Below are 19044 nucleotides of genomic sequence, written 5' to 3'. Positions count from 1 at the left end.
AAACTTCACGCGACTTGGCGTTTTTCTTTAAATGAACATGATAGGCTTTGCGAACTTTGCGGTTCTCTCTCTGCGCACTTTGCGGTTAAATAACCACCAACACAACGCCTACTTCACCGTCAGTTTTATTATCGTATCCACCGGGTCCATTTTAACGCCGTTGGTATACACAAATATCCCTTCGGGTTGTTGCTTAAACTTCAGTGCAGTTCCGCCATTCAGCAAAGCTACCGAAGCCACCTTCTCTTTTATCTGCGGAATAAATACGTAAGGCTCGGCGGGTGCTGTTGTTACGTGGGCGTACATGTTTTTGCCATTTACAGTAGCTACACCCCATGGTTGTGGTGGTATGGCATTACCGCGGGTATGGTAAACGCTTTCGCCGTTCTTCTGTATCCAGTCGCCCACAATGGCCAGCGTATCGGTAAATTCCGATTGTATTTTGCCGTTTGGCATTGGGCCAATGTTCAGCAAAAAGTTAGCATCGCGGCCGGCGGCGTTCACTAAGTAATGGATGATCTGTTTGGATGATTTAAAGCTGCGGTCGGTAATATTAAAGCCCCAGCTATTGTTAATAGTTTCGCAGGTTTCCAGTGGCAGGGTGCCAATTTTTTGGTCGGGCGCAAAGCCTGTGGTGTTGGCGCCGGGCAGGTCTTTTTCAAATAACTGGAAATCTTCGCCGTCTATCACCGCCTCGTGGTGGTTGTTACCTATCAATATGGCAGGGTTCAGTTTATGTATCAAGCCATAAATTTCGTTGTAGTGCCAGTTAACTTCCTTGCGTTCCCAATGCCCATCGAACCAGATGCCTTTTACGGCCGGGTACTTGGTAATAAGCTCGGTAAGCTGCCCTTTCATAAAGTTGATATAGCTATCCCAATCGCCTTTCTCGGGTTTGCCGTTCACTATTTTGCTGCCAAAAGCATAATCGGGCCTGCCCCAATCCAGCAGCGAATAATAGAAATGCAGTTCGATGCCTTCTTTCTCGCACTCTTTGGCCAACTCCATCAATGGGTCTTTATGGTAAGGCGTGGCATCCACAATATTATAGGGCGATAGTTTAGTGCCGAACATGCTGAAACCATCATGGTGGCGCGAAGTGATGGTGATATACTTCATCCCTGCTTTTTTAGCAAATGCAACCCATTCTTTGGCATTAAAGTCCTGCGGGTTAAAAAAGCCAGCCAGGCGCTTGTAGCTATCGTAAGGTATCTTTTTCTCGTACATTACCCATTCGCCGGCACCCAGTATACTGTAAATACCCCAATGGATAAACAGGCCAAACTTTAGTTCCTGAAACTTCTTGCGGGCGGCAAGGTTATCGGCAGTGGGCTGATATGGCGCGGTTTGGGCAAATAGGTTTGCATTGAGCGCCAAAAACAGGGCGGCAACGAGGGTAATCTTCCGTAGCATAGTGTATTTTGTTTTAGGCAGGGAATTTAGGTATTTTATGTTTAAGCGTAAGATTTACGTTTATATTATTTGTAGTTAATAGTGGATAGGTAATGTTGTGGCTGGAATTGTTTTGGTAGCGATGGGTTTGAAACCCATCGCTATGATACGAGGATGAAAGAGCGAAGGAAATGTGCGATTCCTTCCTTGGGGAAGGAGGAGGTAGGGGTTTAGCCACAATACAAAAACGCATTGCATATCCATTAACCCCTCCCTGCCTTTGCGCTCATTCCCGCCGCACCCCTCCCCAAGGAGGGAATTTTTAGTATCCTTAAACTTGTTTGATATATTTACCACATGATAGATTCTCGCAGAGATTTTTTAAAGAAGGCCGCCCTGCTTACCGGCGCGGCGGGCCTTAGCAGCGTGCTACCCCCATCTATTCAAAAAGCATTGGCAATAAACCCTGCTGTGGGCAGCACCTGGCACGATGCCGAGCACGTAGTTTTCCTGATGCAGGAGAACCGCTCGTTCGACCATTGTTTTGGTATGCTGAAAGGCGTACGCGGCTATAATGACCCGCGGGCCATTACCCTGCCCAACCAAAACCCGGTTTGGCTGCAAACTAACGAGAAGGGCGAAACCTTCGCCCCTTTCCATTTGGATATTAAGAATACCAAATCTACCTGGATGAGTTCGTTGCCGCATAGCTGGACCAACCAGGTGAATGCCCGTAACGATGGCAAATTTGACCAATGGCTGCAGGAGAAAAAGTCGGGCAATCCGGAGTATAAGAATATGCCGCTCACCCTGGGTTACCACACCCGCGAGGACCTGCCTTTTAACTATGCATTGGCAGATGCCTTTACCGTGTGCGACCAAAACTTCTGCTCGTCGCTTACGGGCACTACGCCCAACAGGCTGTACTTTTGGTCGGGCACCATACGCGAAAAGCAAAGCGAAACCGTACGCCCGAGGGTTTGGAACGAGGATGCAGATTTTGGCACCCTGAACTGGACCACCTACCCCGAGCGTTTGGAAGAGGCCGGCATTAGCTGGAAATGCTACCAAAACGAACTGAGCATACCAAGCGGTTTTGAGGGCGAGGAAGATTCGTGGCTATCGAACTTTACTGATAACCCGCTGGAGTTTTTTGAACAATACAATGTAAAGCTGCACGATAAGCATACCGTTTTCCGTAAGAAAATGGCGGAGATGCTACCCGCAAGAATTGCCGAAACCGAAAAGAAAATAAGCGCCCTGCCTGCCGATGATAAGCAAGCCAAACAACTAAAACGCGAGCTGCAATGGATGCAGGAACAACTGGCAGATATCAAGGCAAATCCAAAATTGATGGAGCCGGGTGCCTTTGATAAACTATCGGCCAAAGAAAAAGCCATACACCAAAAGGGGTTTGATACCAACCGCAACGATGCGCATTACCGCGAACTAACTACGCTGAAGTACGATGATAACGGCACCGCCCGCGAAATGCAGGTGCCCAAAAGCGATGTACTTTACCAGTTTAGGGAGGATGTAAAAACGGGCAAATTGCCTACAGTATCGTGGCTGGTAGCACCCGAAAACTTCTCCGACCACCCCGGCGCGCCATGGTATGGCTCATGGTATGTATCAGAAGTATTAGATATCCTTACCCAAAACCCAGAGGTATGGAAGAAAACCATATTTGTATTAACGTACGACGAGAATGATGGCTACTTTGACCATATTCCGCCATTCGTTGCGCCGCACTCCCATAAAGAAGGTACCGGCAAAGTATCAAAAGGGATAGATACCCGCGTGGAATTTGTAACGCTGGAACAAGAACAGGAACGCAAAGATTTCCCGACGCATTACGACCGCGAAAGCGCCATTGGTTTGGGCTACCGTGTACCTATGGTGATAGCTTCGCCCTGGAGCCGCGGCGGCTGGGTGAACTCGGAAGTGTTCGACCACACCTCGAGCCTGCAGTTCCTGGAGAAATTCCTGAAAGTAAAAACCGGTAAAGAAGTAAAAGAACACAACATCAGCGACTGGCGCCGTACCGTTTGCGGCGACCTTACCTCGGCCTTCCGCCCATATAACGGCGAGCCGATAACCAACCCTGTGTTTTTAGACAGGGATAAAGTTGCGGAAGGCATCCACAAAGCGAAATTTAAAGGCTTACCAACCTATAAAAAGCTGAACACAGCCGACGTCGCATTGATTAAAAGCAACCGCCACGCATCGTCGCTGATGCCGAAACAGGAAACAGGCATTAAACACTCGTACGCACTGCCTTACGAATTGTATGCCGATGGCCGCCTGAGCGACGATAAAAAAACTTTCAGCATTGAGTTTAAGGCAGGCGATGCAGCCTTTGGTAAACAAGCAATTGGCGCACCTTTCAACGTATACGCACCCGGCAAGCACACCAGCTTGCTGAAACCCGGCACCATGGAAACCGCCCGCAACTGGAGCTATGCCCTCACTGCCGGCGATACCCTTAACGACGAATGGGCATTGAGCGATTTTGAGAACGGCATATACCACCTGCGCACCTATGGCCCCAACGGTTTCTTCCGCGAATACAAAGGCAGTGCCCAAAACCCGGATGTGGCCATTGATGTGCAATACCAAAAAGACGTTACAGGCAAAAAGCTTACAGGCAATATCGAGGTAATGCTAAGCTCGGGCAGCAGCAAACCGCTCACGGTAGAAATTATTGATAACGCCTACAAAGCCGCGCCGCTTAGCCGCAATGTATTCAATGCAGCACGCTTTGCCCCGCTGGTGCTCAACCTGCAAAAAAGCCACGGCTGGTACGATTTTACCATCCGCGTAAAAGGCTTCGCCAACTTCGAGAAGCGCTACGCCGGTCGTGTAGAAACCGGCAGGCATAGCTTTACCGATCCGTTGATGGGTGGGGTGGTGTAAACAGGAAGTCTTAAGTCCGAAGTATTAAGTCTTAAGTCGGGAAGTCGGCAAGACCGAAAGTCCGGAAGATAAAAAGGCCGCAAATCCCGAAGATGGATTTACGGCCTTTTATTTTTTGCATATCTCTCGTTCGTCTTTCTGACTTTCCGACTTCAGACCGCGGACTTAAGACTACTCTTCGCCTGGCGCGAGTATGCAGCGCGGGGTAAAAGCGGGGGCGTACTCGTGCCCAACCACAACGATGATAAAACCAAAAGACTTCAATATCTCATAAAGTATTTATAATCAATAACTTAGAATAAAAACACTAAGACTAACACAAAAACAGCTACCAAAAATATTAAATAACTAATAATCAAATACTTAATAATACAAAAAAGCTAAAATGTGTTAAGTTATGTTAACCCTTACTCTCGCCGGCCTAACCACATGCTACAACCGCCGCTACGAGATTGCCACGCCGCCCCAAATCACCAACCCTGCCCACTGCGGCTCGCAATTGCGGTGAAAACATTCCGTCTTTCAGACTTTCCGACTGCGGACTTCAGACTTAACCCTACTCCTCGCCCGTCAGCGTTGGGTTATTTACTATACCTGCAAACAGTACCAGCCCGGTTTTAACCTCGCGGATGGCGAAGATGAAGGGGCGGTTAAATTCCAGCGTTGGCCTGGGTGCAGAGGAAGTAACACCTATCTCTACCGATGTTACGGCGGCGGCTTCGGTACCTTGCTCGTTTACCTCTACAAAGGCTTTGTGTTTTACATCGGTTATTTGCAGGCCACCGGCGGCACGTATGCCGGTAAAGTCGGCAGTATTGCTAAAGGCCTTGCCCATACCCAGGCTTATAAGTGGGGCGTTTAGCGATGTGAAGCAAGAGAACTTAAATTTGGGCAGTAATATCTCGCTGGTTTGGGTACCCAGCCCGGCCATCCAGCTGTTCCATTTTGCAGAATCGATACCGGCTAACAGTTGTTTGGCCGACACACCCTCGGCAGGCAAAATAGCCACCATACTAAACCTGTCGTGCGCATAAGGGAACTCAGCAATGGTTACGGTTTTGTCGTTATCGGTTACAATATTGTTCTTGTACTCAATTTTTGCCGACATAAAATCGGTTTGCACGGTGCTGTTATTGGGCAGGGTGAACGCACGCTTTTTGGTATTGGCCGCATCAAACTTAGCCTTCCAGATACTTTTGAAATAGATGGCGTTGATGAGGAACATCTGCGCATCGCCACTGATGGCGTCTACGATAGAAGGTATTTTGCCATTGGTTTTCTCGCTCACCCAATTATTGATAGTGGTTTTTGCTTCGGGCCTGGCAAAATCAAGCGCCTGCACTTTGGCCTGGTAGCTGGCGGTATTTACATCGATAAAGGGCTGCAATACTTCCAGCCCCTGGCGGTACCAAATAGAGTTGGCAACGCTGAGTTTAGTATTAGGCTCCAGATTGGGCAATTCGGTAATGAGCTTATTGTAATAGCTGTTGATAGCAGGTTGGGCGAAACCCGTAAAGTTCATGGCGTTGTTGATACCATCGAGCGTTTCGCCTTTGGCGCCGTTGGCCGTCATGCCTACGGCGAAGCTTACGCTTAGGGGAGAGAGGAAAAGGTTTTTGTTTTCGTCGCCCGAGGCGGCAATGTTTTTAAAAAGTTTCAGGGTGAACGCATTGTCCGCTGCTGCTTTTTGTTGCTCGGCGGGGGTAAGCGCCAGGCTCTTACCCTCATTGGTATCAATGCCATCGTTTTTATTGCAGGAAACAAGGGCAGTAATTGCCAAACAAAGCAGCAGCGGAAATTTGCGTTTCATAAGATCAGTATTAATATATTTTCACCTGGTTTATAATAGCATTACGCGGTTGGTTTTTAGGATGATACAGGGAGCGGAAAATATATTTATATCCCGAAAACCCGCGTTAGGGATAGAAGTGGAAACCCCAGAGCCGCGGGAAGGCAGGTGCGAAGGAAAGGGCGAGGAGTTGCAACGGATAGCCCGGCCGAAGGGAACGCCCACAACATTAAAAGATTTGACAACTTTTAAAAAGTTGTCAAATCTACACGGATGCATTCCCGCATTTTTTCCCTATTTTTAAGCCACGCAATAAACCCCAATTGCGCCTAACCAAACTAAAAACTTATCCTGATGAAAAAACTGCTATCTGTACTGCTTGTGCTTTGCCCTGCCTTTTTGTTCGCTCAAAACAGTAAGGTTTTCGATAACTTAACCGTAAACAGTAAAATACTGAAAAGCGAACGCAAGTTTGCCGTTTACCTGCCCGCCGATTACGAAACCAGCGGCCGCAGCTACCCTATATTATACCTGCTGCACGGTGCCGGCGACGACCAGACCGGCTGGGTACAATTTGGCGAGATACAAAACATTGCCGATAAGGCCATCAGAGATGGCGTGGCAACACCAATGATCGTTGTAATGCCAGATGCCAACACCGGCCGCCGCGGCTATTATAACGATATAAAAGGTGATTGGAATTACGAGGATTTCTTTTTCAACGAGTTGATGCCTTATGTAGAGAAGAAATACCATGTAAAAGCTGAGAAACGTTTCCGTGCCATAGCCGGCCTGAGTATGGGCGGCGGCGGTAGCTTTGTTTACGCCTTGCACCACCCGGAATTGTTTTCGTCTGCTTGTCCGCTGAGCGCGGCTACCGGTTTCCTTACTTTGGAGGATGCCAAGGGAGCGATCACCAAAATGAACCCAAATGTTACGCTTGCCGATAGCACCGTAAGCAACTATTATAACAAGTACAGCGTATTGCCTTTGATAAACAACATGACGGATGCCAACAAGAAAGCCGTTCGCTGGTTTATTGATTGCGGCGACGACGACTTTTTGTACGAAGGGAATGGACTGGTGCATAACCTGATGCGTAAGAAAGACATCCCGCACGAGTACCGCATACGCGACGGCGCCCATAACTGGACCTACTGGCGTGCATCGCTGCCTGTAGTACTGGAGTTTGTGTCGCAGGCGTTTCATCAGTATTAGTGAGTCCATAGTCGATGGTCCATAGACCATGGCAGGACCATAACTTTCATCATATCTTACCATGGACCATCGACTATGGACCATGGACTAAAAAACAGCACTCAAAAAATGCAAAGAAGACACTTTTTAAAGAACACCGCTTTCACCGCCGGCGCGTTGGCGCTTTTTGGCAACCGCAGTTTTGCTGCTTTACTGGCCGACCCGGCTTACCAAATCATCCCCCTACGCAACAACGTTGGGATATTTATTGAACAGGGCGGCACCATTGCCTGGATGGTGAATAAAGAAGGTATTGTGGTGGTTGATGCGCAGTTCCCGAACACGGCGCCGCACCTGATAGCCGAAATGCAAAAGAAAAGCGACAAGCCTTTTCAATGGCTGGTGAACACCCATCACCACGGCGACCATACCAGCGGCAACATCGCCTTTAAAGTTATTGCCAAAAATGTGGCCGCGCATGCCAACTCGTTAACAAACCAAAAAGCTGCAGCCGAAAAACAAGGCAAGGCCGACCAGCAACTTTACCCCGACACTACCTTTACCGATAAATGGAAAGTAAAAGTAGGTGATGAAACCATCAGCGGCAATTACTTTGGCGCGGGGCATACCAATGGCGATGCCTTTATACATTTTGAACATGCCAACATAGTACACACCGGCGATATGGTGTTCAACAAAATGCACCCGTACATCGACCGCTCGGCAGGTGCATCCTGCAAACACTGGCCGCTGGCGCTGGAAGCCGCTACCAAACATTTCGACAAAAACACGCAATACGTTTTCGGCCACGCTTTTGAACCATTAAAGGTTATTGGTACCACCGAAGATGTTAAGCAAATGCAGGACTACATGGAGAAACTGGTAGCCTTTGTAGAAAGCAGCATAAAAGCCGGTAAAACAAAGGATGAAGTATTAGCAGCAAAAGCTATCCCCGGCGTAACACTTTGGCAGGGCGATGGCATACAACGCAGTTTAACGGCGGCGTATGAGGAATTGACGGCGTAAATTACAAACGAGCAAAGTGCAGGGGAAATGTGCGATTCCTTCCCTGGGGAAGGTGTAGGAAGGGGTTTAGCGAACAATGCAACGGTTATGCTTTGTGGCTAAACCCCTCCCTGCATTTGCGCACATTTCTCCCCCACCCCTCCCCAAGGAGGGAATTTAAGAACAACTACATTTTCTTCATCAAAATATCAACACCAGCGTGCCTGCTATAATAAGCGCTGCGCCCGATGCAGATTTAAGGGTTAATGGCTCGCCCAGGAAAATTACCGAAAGAGCTATGGCGATCGCCACACTCAGCTTATCGACAGGTGCCACCTGTGATACCTTGCCCGCTTGCAGTGCCTTAAAATAAAATATCCACGATAGCCCCGTGGCGCATCCCGAAAGGCAAAGGAATATCCAGTTTTGCTTGGTTAAGCCGTTCATTCCGGCACCTGCGCCTTTGTATAAAACTATTGCCCAGGCTATCAGCAATATCACTACTGTGCGTATGGCCGTGGCCAGGTCGGTATCTACTCCTTTTATGCCAACTTTGGCAAATATGGCTGTGAGGGCAGCGAACAGGGCTGATAAGAGGGCGTATATCCACCACATAATTTAAAACTTTACAAACTGTTATTATCGGGTTAATACAAATATCTCAGGGAAAACTGTGAAAAAACTGAAGTAGAAATTTTCCCCGTACGAAATAAAAATTACTTTTCGGAAATTTAAAGCGATAAAAATTTTACAATAAAATGTTTTTTATGGCACGATTTGCCTATCTTCATCGTTTTAACCCTAACATGAAGAAAACCGATTTTGTTTATTCGAGCGAGTCTGAACCGCACCGCATCCGAACGAAAAAAATACTAAAGAAGTTTCCCGAACTGCGGAAGCTTATAGGTAAAAACCCTAACACCATATTTGCCATTATTGGGCTGGTAGCTTTCCAGGTGATACTGGCCTGGTTCCTGCGCGATCAGTCGTGGTGGCTGGTAGTTGGAGCCGCCTATTTCCTTGGCGCCTTTGCCGACCATGCCCTGTTTGTGATGATACACGAATGTACTCACCAACTGCTATTCAAAAACCGCAATGCCAACCGCTGGGCCTCCATGTTTGCCAACTTGCCGCAAATATTGCCAAGCGCTATCTCTTTCGAGAAATACCACATTAAACACCACTCGTTCCAGGGCGTACACGAACTGGATGCCGACTTACCAAACCGCTGGGAAGCAAAACTCATCAGCAATTCATTTTTCGGCAAAGCCATTTGGTTGTTGTTCTTCCCTATTTTCCAGTTGTTCCGTTTATCGCGCCTGCGCGAAATTCACCCTTTTGATGGCTGGATATTAACCAACTGGTTGCTGCAAGCAGCATTTACTACCGCCATTGTGTACTTTATGGGTGCGCATTCGTTGGTTTTCCTGCTGCTAAGCTTCTCATTCTCGGTTGGTTTGCACCCGCTTGGCGCCCGCTGGATACAGGAGCATTACCTTACCCATAGCGTTGAACAAGAAACTTACAGCTACTACGGCCCATTGAACACAGTGGCCTTCAACGTAGGCTTCCACAACGAGCACCACGATTTCCCTTCTATCCCATGGAACAAGTTGCCGGAAATTAAAAAGGCTGCTCCGGAGTTCTACGATACTTTGTACTACCACACCTCGTGGACCAAGCTGTTCTTCCAGTTTTTGTTCGACAGGGAGATATCGTTATTCAACCGTATCCTGCGCCGCGACCGTGGTAAAGTTGCTATTACCGATACCAGCAAACCGGATATTGAAATGACTCAAAACGTAAAAACAGACACGCCGGCAGTAGCCTAAACGGTCGCTTTTGCATCCAAATATTCGAAAGCCGTTCGCTACCCTGCGGACGGCTTTTTTATTGAAGCACAAGTACGCTATGCGTAGCACTTTGCATAACATTGGCATTTTTATGCTATTTTTGTTAACATATTGCAACATTTGCTACTAACTTGATAATAAATGAAGCAACCAGCTGTTAATAATGCCGAAAAAGACATGAGCCGACGACGAAAATTAAATATACTGATACCCGTGGTTGTGCTGATGTTTGTGGGCGCTTATGCCAAGCACCGGCTTATTGACAGGAAGGAACAACCTGAAGGCCGCCTGCAGGATAAGGAAATGGACGAAACATCGGGCATTACAGCATCTACCTTAAACAACGGCATTTACTACGTACATAACGATAGCGGCGACACCAGCCGTTTTTTTGCCATTACACCTGATGGTAAATTACGCACCACTATATATTACCAGGGGCATAAGCAGCACCTCGGCGCGCTGGATGTTGAGGACATTGCTGTTGGCCCCGGCCCTGCTAAAGGCAAAAGCTATGTTTATATAGGCGATGTAGGCGATAACGGTTCGCAACGGAAATTTATAACCGTGTACCGCGCCGAAGAAAGCAAGGCATGGGGGCGCGACAGTGTGGCCAATACCAAAACATGGCCCATTAACCTGCAATACCCCGACGGTGCCAAGGATTGTGAGACATTAATGATCGACCCTATTGAAAAGCTATTTTACATTGTAACCAAACGCCGCGATACGGTAGAAGTTTTCACCTCGCCATTGAAATACAAGTACGACGATACCGTTACCATGACCTTTAGAGCCAAACTTTATTTTAAAGGCATAAAGCCGTTTAAATGGGTAACCGCCGGCGATATATCAAAAGACGGCTCGAAAATACTGCTGAAAAGCTACGAGAAAGTTTATTACTGGAACCGCCAGCCTAACGAGCATGCCTGGCAGGCCATGCAACGCCCCGCGCGCGAATTGCCCTACAAACAGGAGAAACAAGGCGAAGCTATAGGCTTTACGCCCGATGGAAAAGGTTACTACACCACCAGTGAGGGCGTGTTCGCTCCTATTTATTACTACCCAACACCTAATTAACCTACCGCGTAGCTTTTACCGCGCCCGAGTACTGGCTAATATAATCCCTCGGCGATTTCCCCGCCACATTTTTGAACACGTAATTAAAGTTGGTGATGCTGCTGAAACCGCAGCTGTAGGCCACATCGGCTATGTTATTGAGGTTACCGTTCAACAGCATTTTGCAAGCCTCATTCACCCTCACCTTGTTTACAAAAGCCACAAAGGTAGTGCGGGTGTGCTTTTTAAAATAGCGGCAAAATGCATTGGGGGTTAAATGCGCCAGCCGTGCAACTTCATCCAAGGTGAGCGCGCTACTGTAGTGGTGCATGATATAATTATATACCGACGCAATGCGTGCCCCCTCTGGGTCAGTCATAGAGTAAGTTAGGCTATCTGCCGATAAGGGTACCTGGTCTTCGGTACTGCTCATGGCGTTCAGCATATCTATCAGCAAAGCTAACTGCCCGGCACCTGTGGCATGTTGCACCTGTTCTATTTTTTTGGCAAATGCTTCTGCCGCAGCGTCGGGGATTTTAAACCCGTTCTTCCATTGGGATATAAACGCCTGCACGCCTTGCATCTCGGGCAGGTTAAAAAGCGATAACAATTTACCGTTAGGGTTAAAAAACACACTAACGGCTCTTACCTGCTTCTCGCTTCCTTCAGCAAAATACTCGGGGCTGCTTTTAAACAAGTGCGGCTGATTGGCACCCAATAAAAACACCTCGCCCCCACTGAAAGGATGCATGCTGTTACCCGCCAGCAAAGTGCCCTCACCCTCCTGCACCCAAGTAACCTGTATTTCGGCATGGCGATGCAGGTGCGGGTAAAAATGCGGCAACAGTTCCTCCTGCACTATAATAGTTTGCCCATGCGGCACCGGTATGGTAAATGGGAGGACTTTCAATTAGAGATTAGTGAGTGGTGAGCAGAGGTTAGTTTTGTTGCTTAATATCTGTTTGGCGAAAATAAATTGATATCCGTTGATACTGGTTTCTCATTCAGCACTTCTTCTACCAGCTTACCTGTGGCCGGTGCAAGGCTCAGCCCCATCATGCCGTGGCCGGTGGCTACAGTGAGGTTGCTGTACTTTGCCGACTGCCCTATATAAGGCAAACCATCGGGCGAGCATGGGCGGAAACCGTACCAGATATCCTTTTGCTGCGGCAAAGCTGGTTGAAAGCCGGGGAAGTATTTCGGGATAGATTCTACTATACCCGCTACACGGTTCATGTTTATTTTGTCGTTCATTTTGCCTATTTCCATAGTACCACCAAAGCGGATGTTGTTACCCATAGGCGTTACCGATACCCTTGCCTCGCAAAGCAGGGCGGGTATAGTAAGGCGCCCCTGCGGCTCGGGAAACATGAACGAGTAGCCTTTACCCGGCATCAGCGGTACATTTACGCCTGCCAGTTTAGCTACCGCCGGCGACCAGGAACCTGTTGCTAATACAAATTTATCCGCCTTAAATTGCTTATCGTTGCTATATACCGAAGTTACCTTACTATTCTCACGTTCGATATTGGTTACAGGGGTGTTGCGGTGAATTTTGACACCTGCTGCCTCGAGGTATTTGGTAAGCCCCGGCATCAGCTTGTTTGGGTAGAGGTGTGCATCGCAATGGTAAAGCACGGCACCTAATACATCCAGTTCTACATCGGGTTGCAGGGCGCGGCATTCGGCAGCAGTAAGGTTTTGTACATCCAGCCCCAGAGAACGTGCTTTATCGGCGGTATGGTGTTCCTCTTCCTCTACCTTAGCAGTTTTGTAAAGCATCATAATGCCTTTTTCTGCCAGTTCGAAATCGAAGCCTGCTGTTTGGTTGAAATCGTTGTAGAGTTGTTTACTAAGCAGCGAAAGATCGCGCAGCACGGTTGCCGAACGCTCTACATGCTTTTTATTGGCTGCTTTTAAAAACTTCAGTCCCCAGCCTATTAGTTCGCTGTTTAGTGATGGCTTTACATAAAAAGGGCTCTTGCTATCGAACATCCAGCGGATGCCCTGCTCTATCATGCCCGGCGCTGCCAAGGGCACAAAATGGCTCGGCACTATCATCCCCGCATTACCGAACGAGCAGTTATCCTGCATATCGCCCTGGTCTAAAATCTCTATTTCCCAACCTGCTTTTTTAAGGTAATACGCCGAAAACAGCCCAATTATTCCTCCGCCTATGATGATCGATCTCATGCTCAGCCCCCTCCCCCCTTAAGGGGGAACTTTTTGATTTACTTATTAATTATGTTGCTTATTATTAAAGCCCTTCCGCTAGCCAGCGGAGAGGGTTTGGGTGGGGCTTGCGCCTTTATATCACCTGGAACCCAAACGCATACGGATCGTCTTCGTCATCAATTTTGATAGTATTGTAGCCGTATACTTTCGCCCAGCCTTCTATGCCGGGGATGATGGCGGGCTTGCCGCCTAATGTTACCTCATCCTCTACCGTGCCGATGAACTGGCTGCCGATGATACTTTCGTGAACGAACTGATCGCCCTTCTTTAGTTTACCTTTAGCATGCCATTGCGCCATACGTGCCGATGTACCTGTACCGCAGGGCGACCTATCTATCGCCTTGTCGCCATAGAACACCGCGTTACGAGCAGTGGCATCCGGCGATATGGTTTTGCCTGCCCAAAGGATGTGTGTGCAGGTATTGATAGTTGGGTTTTCGGGGTGAACGAAAGTATATTTCTCGTTGATACGCTTGCGCAATTCCCTGCTCCAGGAGATGAGCTGGTCGGCAGTGTAGTTTTCTAACCCGCCGAAATTCTCCTGTGGGTCAACTATGGCGTAGAAATTACCGCCGTAAGCAACGTCTACGGTTAAGGTACCTAAGTCGGGGCATTCTACCTCTAAACCTTCCGAATCGAGATAAGCAGGTACATTCACCAGCTTTACCGACTTTACCTTTTTACCCTCCTGTTTATACGAGATGAGTACCAAACCCGCCGGCGCTTCCATACGGATAATACCGGGAGTTTTTGGAGTGATGAGCCCTTCTTCTACCGCGATAGTGATGGTGCCTATGGTACCATGCCCGCACATTGGCAGGCACCCGCTGGTTTCGATGAACAATACCGCAACGTCATTAGCAGGGTCGTGCGGCGGGTACAGTATACTGCCGCTCATCATATCGTGCCCGCGCGGCTCAAACATCAGGCCTTTGCGTATCCAATCGTACTCTTTTAAAAAGTGCTGGCGTTTTTCGCTCATGTTGGCACCCGTTAAATTGGGGCCGCCACCGGCAACCAGCCTCACGGGGTTACCGCAAGTGTGTGCATCTATACAGAAGAATGTTTTATTCATGGTTGGTGAGTAGTAAATGGTTAAGTGGTGAGTGGTTGGTGTGGTGGTGAATGATATGCGATTTTACAACCATTCACCACTCTCCAATCACCACTCACTATTTCGTCCATTCATTATTAAATAAGCGCCAAATACCAAGCGGATTACCCTCTTTCAGGGCATCGGGCAGCAGGGCGTTATCCCAGTTTTGCCAGGCCAGCGGGCGTACAAAACGCTTGATAGCGCCGGTACCTACCGATGTGAAACGACTATCAGATGTTGCCGGGAATGGGCCACCATGCTGGATAGCATTACCTACCTCTACACCCGTTGGCGGGCCGTTCAGTATAACGCGGCCGGCTCTGAATGATAGCTTATTGATGACCTCACCATATAAAGCCAGTTCCTCTTTCTCCGCCATAATAGTAGCGGTAAGTTGCCCTTGCAAACTATCAAGCACCTGCTCCAGTTGCGCTATATCATCGGCCACTACCAGTATGCTGAATGGGCCGAACACTTCCTCTTTAAATTTCTCGTCAGCAAGGAAATCGGCAGCAGATATCTCGCTGACAGCCGCTAAAGCTTGGTTAACGTTTTCGGTATTCAGTTTGTCCGATTTACGGATAACGGTAACCGCCTCATCGCCCAGCCTTTCAGTAGCCAGTTTTTGGTAATTATTGCATATACCCGCGGTAAGCATAGTGGCAGAGCCAACATTAGCAATACCTTGCGCCAGGGCTTCCTTAAACCTATCCAAACCTTCCGACTTAACCGCCAGCAGCAAGCCCGGATTGGTGCAAAACTGCCCTGCGCTAATGGTGATAGATTCGGCGTAGGTTTTGGCCAATTCTTCGGCGCGGTTCTGCAATGCTTGCGGTAATAGTACCACGGGGTTTATGCTGCCCATTTCGGCAAATACGGGGATTGGCTCATCGCGTTCGCGCGCCATTTTCACCAATGCCATACCGCCTTTAAGCGAACCGGTAAAGGTTACTATTTTAGTTTGAGGGTGTTTCACCAATGCTTCGCCAACGGCGTAACCATCGTCGAATAAATGCGAGAAAACACCTTCGGGCAAATTGTGCTTTTTAGCGGCCTGCATAATTACTTCGGCAACCAATGCGCTGGCACCCGGGTGCGCAGGGTGTGCTTTTACCACCACGGGGCAACCTGCAGCTAACGCAGAAACGGTATCGCCACCGGCAACCGAGAACGCCATAGGGAAATTACTCGCCCCAAAAACAACTGCCGGACCAATTGGCACCATCATTTTGCGGATATCTATACGTGGCAGCGGCGTGCGGTCGGGAATAGCGGTATCTATTACAGCCTCTACCCAACTGCCTTCTTCCAGCAGGTTGGCGTACATATTTAGCTGGCCTGTGGTGCGGCCCCGTTCGCCCGTTAAGCGCGGAATAGGTAAACCACTCTCTGCAGAGCAACGGTTAAGCAGCTCGTCGCCCAGGGCGGTAATACCCTCCGCGATGCTGCGTAAAAAGGCGGCTTTTGTTTTGGCATCGGTATGGCGGTAGGTTTCAAATGCCTTTGCGGCCAATTGCATGGCTGCATCAGCATCAGCAACGGTGGCAACAGCAAAATCGCCATCCAGTTGGCCGTTCGTAGACGGGTTTACCGCTTTAAAGCTTTTGCCTGTCGCCGGCAAAAAGCTGTAGCCTATTATGTTTTGTGTGTTCATATGGTTGATCTAATAACAATAACCCGCCATGTCATTTCGATGAGCATGCGGGTAGGAAAATGAGCGAGGGGGCGAAGATAAATCTTGTACGAGCGATGAGCAGTTACGCATTGTGCCTATGCGTAACGACTTTGCGCGACCGCCTTTCATACTGAACAAGATTTCTCCTCACCCTTTCCCGCTATGCCTCCCCCTCTGTTCGTTCGAAATGACATGATGGTTAAGTTTTGTGGTATTGGGCAGAGCGCCTCTTGTCTCTTGATTCTTATCTCTTGACTCTGAAGCTAAAGCTTAACTAACGCCGGTTACATCCACTTCGGCCTCAACCTCTACACCCCAGCTACCAACAGGCAATTCCGGGCGATGTTTTACAGCGTGTTTGATAACGCCTAATACCCTATCGCGCTCTTCGCCGGTAATTTTAAGGCGTGGCAGGCGAACGGTTTCGGTACCTAAGCCGGTTACGCTTTCCGCCAATTTAATGTATTGTACCAGTTTAGGGTGGATATCCAGCTCCAGCACCGGTAAAAACCAGCGGTAAATAGCCAAAGCCTCTTTCATGCGCTCGGCTTTAGCCAAACGGTAAACAGCAACGGTCTCTTTCGGGAAGGCATCAACCAAACCGGCTATCCAGCCATCGGCACCCATAAACAAGCTTTCCAGCGCCAGGGTATCTACACCTGTCATGATAGCGAACCTGTTGCCGAAGCGGTTTATCATACGGGTAACGTTGCTTACATCGCGGGTTGATTCTTTTACCGCCTGTATGTTCTCGTATTTGGCAAGTTCCTCGAACATATCCAACGTAACCTCAATTTTGTAATCGTAAGGGTTGTTGTATATCATGATAGGCAGCTTGGTGCTTTTAGCCACATCGGTAAAGTATTTCACGGTTTCGGCATCATCTGCTTTATAACGCAGCGGCGGCAGCATCATCAAACCATCGGCACCCAATTTTTCGGCATTGGCAGCGCATTGCAAGGCAGCTTTGGTAGTTTGCTCAGCAATGTTCATGATCACATAAACACGCTTGTTAACCAGTTTTACAGCATGTGCCAGCAGGGCATCTTTTTCAGTATCACTTAGCACACTTGCTTCACCAAGCGAACCGCCCAGTACGATACCGTCTACACCTGCCTCAATCTGCGCCTCAATGTTTGCATCAAATGCGTCAAAATCCAATTCGTCGTTATCGGTAAACTTGGTTGTTACCGCCGGGAAAACCCCTTTCCATGTTATGCTCATATATTATTATTTACTTTATTAAAATTCTACGTCATTACAGGGCGAAGCTTCACATCGCGCCCCGCGTCGCTATTTTACTCACCCCGGGTTCGCTATCGCTGCCCGACCCTCTCTTCCTGCGGAAAAGAAGGTGAGTTGCATTCTCTTTCTAAAACCCTCTTTGCGAAGCAGAGAGATTCTGTGTTAACTGTCAAGTATTCTTTTTAATTTTGTTTCATTAAGGCGGCTTTATGCCAGCCTGTTTAGGGCAGTCCGTCATTGATGGCTGCCCTAACCCATTTATAGGGTTTTGATATTTTCAACAGACCGGTGTACGTGTTTTTTATCATAAGGCTTGTTGGTAACCCATAGCGTATAAACGAGTTCCAATAGCCGTCTTTGGACCGCTACTGCTGCTTTCATTTTTATCCCATGTTTCGATACCAGCCTTACATAGATAGCTTTAAAGCGTTCATCTACACGAATGGCTGTTAAAGCAGGCATATGCATTGCTTTACGCAAATGACGGTTCCCCTTTTTTGATATCTTAGGCTTCTTCTTTACAGATGTCCCCGACTCCTTTTCTTCCACATCCAACCCACTGTAGCCTATCAATTGCTTTTTGTTCCGTACCAGGTCGAACCCATTCGTTTCGGCTACTGCTATTACCACGGTAAGCCAGCCTATTCCCGGCGCTGTAGCAACGTTCTTTATCCTTGCTGCCAGTTCCTTATCTTGTTTTATCAATCCTGCTATCTCTACCTTTATCTCTTTTTCCTGAATGTTGCATAGCCCGATTCGCTGTTCAAGCCTGGCAATGCTATTCTCATTCGGGAAAGCTTCGGCTTGCTCTGCATGCAGTTGGTTCTTGCTTACTGTACGCTCTGCTACTATTTGGTCCCGTTCGCGCGTCAACTGCTTTAAGTCGCGGTATACCTTTTTTGGCTGTTGCCATAGTTCGTACTTCCTCTCCAGCCCGAACTGGCAGATAGCCTGCGATGCCGTTTTATCAGTAACGGTCTTCAGGTCAAGGCTCTTCATATAGTTGCTCACCTTGTTCGGCAGCAATATGCTTACCTCATGCCCTTGCCCTGATAGATGGTAAGCCAGTTTCTCGTGGTAAACGCCTGTCGCTTCCATAACATAACGTACCGGGACTTCTTTGTTTGCCCTTTGCTTTACCCATGACTCCAGCGCTTTAAAGCCGGAGGGCTTATTTGCGAACTGCCTGAATGCATAAACTTCTTTCTCCGCAGTTTCATCCATCCTGCCAAGGGAAACTACTAGTTCGTTTTGTGCTACGTCTATCCCTACAACCTGTTTTAAAATGTTTGCCATCGTTTCCTTTTAATAAATTATTAAAAGTGAAAACCCAACTTCGCCTTTTCTCCTGCTGGATATCCTGGATATACCGCTATGCAATATTCCTTACATTCTGTTCAAGCGCCAATGGGTAAAAAGGAATGAGGCAGCTTCTCTCTGTCAACATACCAACAGGTTGTTTGGGTCGTCATCTGCTCTCATCCCTCCTCACTTTCGAATACAAATCTATTTGCTTATATTCTAACAGCAAACATAGGAGGGTCGACAAGCGATAGCGGTGTCGGGGTGAGTCAACTCGCCG

14 protein-coding genes are annotated in these 19044 nt (G+C 48.2%); 5 read left to right on the top strand and 9 right to left on the bottom strand.

The features are described from left to right. Positions 1–108 precede the first annotated feature (108 nt). Positions 109–1413 carry an alpha-L-fucosidase gene (locus BC343_RS10505; protein ID WP_078347741.1) on the bottom strand — a complete coding sequence of 435 codons (1305 nt, stop codon included), beginning with the start codon at positions 1411–1413 and terminating at the stop codon, positions 109–111. Between the two features lie 336 nt (positions 1414–1749). Here BC343_RS10505 and BC343_RS10495 point away from each other — a divergent pair, with 336 nt between their 5' ends. Then, positions 1750–4308: a phosphocholine-specific phospholipase C gene (locus BC343_RS10495; RefSeq protein WP_238381752.1), complete on the top strand. Its 2559-nt coding sequence runs from the start codon at positions 1750–1752 to the stop codon at positions 4306–4308. A 556-nt stretch (positions 4309–4864) separates the two neighbouring features. Here BC343_RS10495 and BC343_RS10490 read toward each other — a convergent pair. Beyond that, on the bottom strand, positions 4865–6118 hold the full coding sequence (locus tag BC343_RS10490; RefSeq protein ID WP_078347739.1) for a serpin family protein: 1254 nt from the start codon (positions 6116–6118) through the stop codon (positions 4865–4867). Between the two features lie 333 nt (positions 6119–6451). On the opposite strand from BC343_RS10490, the gene BC343_RS10480 reads away from it, so the two are divergent. Together BC343_RS10480 and BC343_RS10475 are read left to right on the top strand one after the other, a co-directional pair. Further along, the gene (locus BC343_RS10480) at positions 6452–7315 is read left to right on the top strand and encodes an alpha/beta hydrolase (RefSeq protein WP_078347737.1); all 864 of its coding nucleotides are present in this window, start codon (positions 6452–6454) and stop codon (positions 7313–7315) included. Between the two features lie 108 nt (positions 7316–7423). Then, positions 7424–8320, top strand: coding sequence for an MBL fold metallo-hydrolase (locus BC343_RS10475; RefSeq protein ID WP_078347847.1), 897 nt, complete (start codon positions 7424–7426; stop codon positions 8318–8320). A 180-nt stretch (positions 8321–8500) separates the two neighbouring features. On the opposite strand, the gene BC343_RS10470 is transcribed toward BC343_RS10475, so the two are convergent. Continuing rightward, positions 8501–8914, bottom strand: a complete 414-nt coding sequence (locus tag BC343_RS10470; protein ID WP_078347736.1) for an EamA family transporter — start codon at positions 8912–8914, stop codon at positions 8501–8503. Positions 8915–9066: 152 nt separating this feature from the next. Here BC343_RS10470 and BC343_RS10465 point away from each other — a divergent pair, with 152 nt between their 5' ends. Both BC343_RS10465 and BC343_RS10460 read left to right on the top strand, forming a co-directional pair. Then, positions 9067–10131, top strand: a complete 1065-nt coding sequence (locus BC343_RS10465) for a fatty acid desaturase (RefSeq protein ID WP_238381751.1) — start codon at positions 9067–9069, stop codon at positions 10129–10131. A gap of 162 nt (positions 10132–10293) precedes the next feature. Continuing rightward, entirely contained in the window at positions 10294–11232 is a 939-nt protein-coding gene (locus tag BC343_RS10460; protein ID WP_078347734.1) for a hypothetical protein, read from the top strand. A 1-nt stretch (position 11233) separates the two neighbouring features. Here the strand turns inward: BC343_RS10460 and BC343_RS10455 are convergent, their stop codons facing one another. From BC343_RS10455 to BC343_RS10430, 6 genes are all read right to left on the bottom strand, one after another. Further along, complete coding sequence (locus tag BC343_RS10455; protein ID WP_078347733.1) at positions 11234–12121, bottom strand: AraC family transcriptional regulator; 888 nt, start codon at positions 12119–12121, stop codon at positions 11234–11236. Positions 12122–12162: 41 nt separating this feature from the next. Further along, the gene (locus BC343_RS10450; protein ID WP_078347732.1) at positions 12163–13404 is read right to left on the bottom strand and encodes an NAD(P)/FAD-dependent oxidoreductase; all 1242 of its coding nucleotides are present in this window, start codon (positions 13402–13404) and stop codon (positions 12163–12165) included. Between the two features lie 115 nt (positions 13405–13519). Further along, complete coding sequence (locus BC343_RS10445; protein ID WP_078347731.1) at positions 13520–14521, bottom strand: 4-hydroxyproline epimerase; 1002 nt, start codon at positions 14519–14521, stop codon at positions 13520–13522. 97 nt (positions 14522–14618) lie between these two features. Continuing rightward, positions 14619–16196 (bottom strand): aldehyde dehydrogenase (NADP(+)), encoded by a 1578-nt coding sequence (locus BC343_RS10440; protein ID WP_078347730.1) that lies wholly within the window; start codon positions 16194–16196, stop codon positions 14619–14621. Between the two features lie 291 nt (positions 16197–16487). Beyond that, the gene (locus BC343_RS10435; protein ID WP_078347729.1) at positions 16488–17441 is read right to left on the bottom strand and encodes a dihydrodipicolinate synthase family protein; all 954 of its coding nucleotides are present in this window, start codon (positions 17439–17441) and stop codon (positions 16488–16490) included. Between the two features lie 279 nt (positions 17442–17720). Beyond that, entirely contained in the window at positions 17721–18758 is a 1038-nt protein-coding gene (locus tag BC343_RS10430; RefSeq protein WP_078347728.1) for an IS110 family RNA-guided transposase, read from the bottom strand. Positions 18759–19044: the final 286 nt, after the last annotated feature.

The organism is Mucilaginibacter pedocola (assembly GCF_002013915.1).
GTDB classification, from domain to species: Bacteria; Bacteroidota; Bacteroidia; order Sphingobacteriales; family Sphingobacteriaceae; genus Mucilaginibacter; species Mucilaginibacter pedocola.
This window is presented reverse-complemented; position numbering and strand designations above follow the sequence as displayed.

Coding starts and splice junctions, on each gene's coding strand:
- BC343_RS10460 (WP_078347734.1), top strand. CDS start 10,294: ATGAAGCAACCAGCTGTTAATAATGCCGAAAAAGACATGAGCCGACGA.
- BC343_RS10465 (WP_238381751.1), top strand. CDS start 9,067: ATGGCACGATTTGCCTATCTTCATCGTTTTAACCCTAACATGAAGAAA.
- BC343_RS10490 (WP_078347739.1), bottom strand. CDS start 6,118: ATGAAACGCAAATTTCCGCTGCTGCTTTGTTTGGCAATTACTGCCCTT.
- BC343_RS10435 (WP_078347729.1), bottom strand. CDS start 17,441: ATGAGCATAACATGGAAAGGGGTTTTCCCGGCGGTAACAACCAAGTTT.
- BC343_RS10430 (WP_078347728.1), bottom strand. CDS start 18,758: ATGGCAAACATTTTAAAACAGGTTGTAGGGATAGACGTAGCACAAAAC.
- BC343_RS10445 (WP_078347731.1), bottom strand. CDS start 14,521: ATGAATAAAACATTCTTCTGTATAGATGCACACACTTGCGGTAACCCC.
- BC343_RS10450 (WP_078347732.1), bottom strand. CDS start 13,404: ATGAGATCGATCATCATAGGCGGAGGAATAATTGGGCTGTTTTCGGCG.
- BC343_RS10480 (WP_078347737.1), top strand. CDS start 6,452: ATGAAAAAACTGCTATCTGTACTGCTTGTGCTTTGCCCTGCCTTTTTG.
- BC343_RS10440 (WP_078347730.1), bottom strand. CDS start 16,196: ATGAACACACAAAACATAATAGGCTACAGCTTTTTGCCGGCGACAGGC.
- BC343_RS10475 (WP_078347847.1), top strand. CDS start 7,424: ATGCAAAGAAGACACTTTTTAAAGAACACCGCTTTCACCGCCGGCGCG.
- BC343_RS10505 (WP_078347741.1), bottom strand. CDS start 1,413: ATGCTACGGAAGATTACCCTCGTTGCCGCCCTGTTTTTGGCGCTCAAT.
- BC343_RS10495 (WP_238381752.1), top strand. CDS start 1,750: ATGATAGATTCTCGCAGAGATTTTTTAAAGAAGGCCGCCCTGCTTACC.
- BC343_RS10470 (WP_078347736.1), bottom strand. CDS start 8,914: ATGTGGTGGATATACGCCCTCTTATCAGCCCTGTTCGCTGCCCTCACA.